Consider the following 2,959-nt stretch of genomic DNA (forward strand, 5'->3'; position numbering starts at 1 on the left):
TCGAAGCTGATTGTTTTCTTGCCCGGCGCATCGAGAATGAGCGACCCGGGTGCGTTCAGCACTTTTATGCGGGTGTCGGCAGCCAGTGCGGTGCGCGGGATAACTAGCAGCGCGGCGGACATGACAAGCGAGGCGAGTCGAACAGTCGGCGAACCGCCCGCGCGACGTATCGCAGGCATCGGATCGCCCCATGGACCTTGCGAACGTGCTAGCAAAGGCGCCTCATTTGCTTCCAATTGGAATAGGGCGGTTTGTTTCGGGGCGGCGAAAGCGGCTAAGTGACCCATTGGACCCATTCGAAAGACGTTCCTGGGTTTCCTGCGTGAATTGAGCCCAGAAGACTGTAAACCGCGGCCAATAAAGGAGCAGGTAGGCGATCGGCACGAATGATGTAACGGTGGTGATGCTGACCGTGCAGGTGAGCAATAGAAATAGCAACATCACGAATCCGTCGCTCGCGGTGAAAGCGAGGACTCCAATAAAGACCAGTGCGCCGAATAGACCCAGGTCCGCCACGGTAGCCGGAAGGCCGGCGAACGGTACGCCGATCTTTACCAGGTGCTCGATCGAATGGATGTATGGCAGGTAAGTGTACTGCGCGACGATTTTCTGCGGACTGACACCCAGGATGACATCTTCCAGCCGCGCGTCGAGCAAGAAGGGATAGCCGGAGAACCGGTGGGCAAAGCTTTCCGAACCGTAGAAGCCATGGTTTGCGAGAAAGACCGACAAGGGCGTGATCACGCCGACGAATATGATCAGGATCATTAACGGGTGGACCGCTCGCAACTTGTGACGGAACAGATACAGGCCTGCGATAACGAACAGCAACATCGACGACTTCGAAAAGCTGATAAACAGCCCGATGCAATAAAGCGCGACCATCTTTTTATTGACCCGTTCGGTGGACAGGTACGCGACGAACGCACCGACGAGCAGCGAGGAAAAGAATCCCGCTTCCCTCGAAAATCCGGACACGCGGGCAAAGTAGAAGATCTCGAAGAAGTTCGTAAAGGTAGGGGTCGCATACTGGCCCCAGATCATCTTCGACATTTCCTCCGGACCGAGCTGAATGGACAAGGGGTAGTCGACGTAATACAACACGAACTGCAGCATCGCAAAGATGATATTGATTGCCATCCAGTGATGCAGGTAATTGATGCGCCTCGTCATCGTGTACATCAGGTAGCCAATGCAGATCGCGATGGACACGATCTTTACCGCAACCGTAGGCGAGCTCGCAAGACTCACGGCCACGGCAATGAGCAACGGCCCGCTCCAGCGCCGAGCAGTGCTCGCGAGAAACCGCGAGAAATCCGGATCCAAAAACGGAATGAAGACGTAAAAATAGATCGCAAGTCCCTGCACTTCCGGATTGAAAATCACGCAAGTAAAGAACATGTAGAACAGCACGGAGATTATTCGTGGGTACATGGCTTGTTCGGTGCGGACGCGGACTGGCTTTGAGCGCTTCTCGAATCACCTTCATTCCCGCTCGCCGCTGCGCCACTGCGCAGGGGGCCGGCGAGCGTGGCGAACGCGGTCGGATCGGTGCAGGCTGGCGCCTTAGGCACGACGGGGATACGCGTCATGACTGCGACGCATTGCTTGCATAGTCGCTAGCGTAGGCATAGGCGCGCTTCTCACTGCGGCGCCGGGGCATCGCGTTGAAAATCACACCAATGACACGAGCGCCGGTTCGGTCGAGCTGCTTCACGGTTTCCTCCAGCTCAGCTTCGCTTTGCACGCTGGGTCGCACCACCAGTACCGTCGAGCCGGCGTGCGGCGAGACCATGTTTGCATCGCTGACCGCCAGCACCGCGGGTGTATCAACAATGACGAGGTCGTATTGTGTGCGGACGTGTTCCAGGATGTGTTGAAAGCGCAAGGTGGACAGTAGGCCCGCGGGGTTCGCGGGATAGTTGCCTGCGGGCAGTATCGATAGACCGGGAACGCCGGCCTGGCGAATGACCTCGTGGGGCTGGATGTTACCGATGAGCAAATCCGAGAGGCCTCCGTTGTTCGATTGTCCGAATGTGGAACCGAGCCGACCCCGGCGCAAGTCGGCGTCGATCAGCAGTACCCGCTTGCCAGCCTGGGCACTCAGGACCGCAAGGTTCGCCGCAACAAACGACTTGCCCGTGCCGGGCGTCGCACCGGCGATGACGAGGACATTGTTCTTCCCGTTCGCGATCTCGATCTCCAATGAAGCACGTACTGCACGCAACCGGTCTATCGCCATGTCGTTATGTTCCTCCGCCGACAAGAGGAATCGCATTGCATGCGGGCCAGTGCGCGAAGCCGGGTTCCTGGCCGGGTCGGCCTCGTTTGTCGCGCCGCGTATGCCCGGCTCCCACGGGAGGTTGCGTGTCTTTGACGACAGCGGCGAGGGACTTTGTTTTCGGTCGATTCGGGCCTGCTCGGCGCTGAAGAGGACCGCGCCAAACACGGGCAGACTCAATTGCCGCTCCACTACGTGCGGACTCGCCACTTTGCGCGACATCTGATCTCGCACGAAGACGAAGAGAACCCCCAAAATGATGCCAGCCGCAGCGCCCGACCCGATGATGATGAAACGTTTAGGCTTGACCGGTACGGTCGGGAGCAGCGCCGTGTCAATAATATGGACGTTGCCAAGCGTACCTGCACGCGTCACCGCCAGTTCGCCCGACTTGTTGAGCATTGCTACGTAGATTTCCTCGGCTATCTTTGCATCGCGCGTGAGATCGGCTGCTTTGCGATCGGACGTGGGCAACTGGTTGAACCGGGCTTTGAACGCGTCGTTTGCGTTGGACAGCGCGGCCAACTGTTGATCAATGGCCTGTACCTGGGGGGAGCCGGGTGCAAAAAGACTCGCCACCTGTGCTCTTTGTGTCTTGAGCGTCGCAATCTGCCGGTCGAACTCGATGCTGCCCTGGAGATAGGAAGAGGCTTCGGTGCTCGGCTGCATGGTTTGCGA

Annotated in this window: 2 protein-coding genes; both read right to left on the bottom strand. The window is 58.3% G+C overall.

What is annotated here, in order from left to right; genetic code table 11:
• Window positions 1–222: 222 nt before the first annotated feature.
• Entirely contained in the window at window positions 223–1,434 is a 1,212-nt protein-coding gene (locus WCA53_RS17185; protein WP_423912949.1) for a hypothetical protein, read from the bottom strand.
• Between the two features lie 154 nt (window positions 1,435–1,588).
• The coding region (locus WCA53_RS17190) for a polysaccharide biosynthesis tyrosine autokinase (protein WP_423912952.1) at window positions 1,589–2,959 on the bottom strand (1,371 nt) is incomplete at its 5' end.

It is taken from the genome of Caballeronia sp. (assembly GCF_049581465.1).
GTDB lineage: Bacteria > Pseudomonadota > Gammaproteobacteria > Burkholderiales > Burkholderiaceae > Caballeronia.

Bases quoted from the DNA above. Each gene is read 5' to 3' on its own strand.
- WCA53_RS17185 (WP_423912949.1), bottom strand. From the start codon at position 1,434: ATGTACCCACGAATAATCTCCGTGCTGTTCTACATGTTCTTTACTTGC.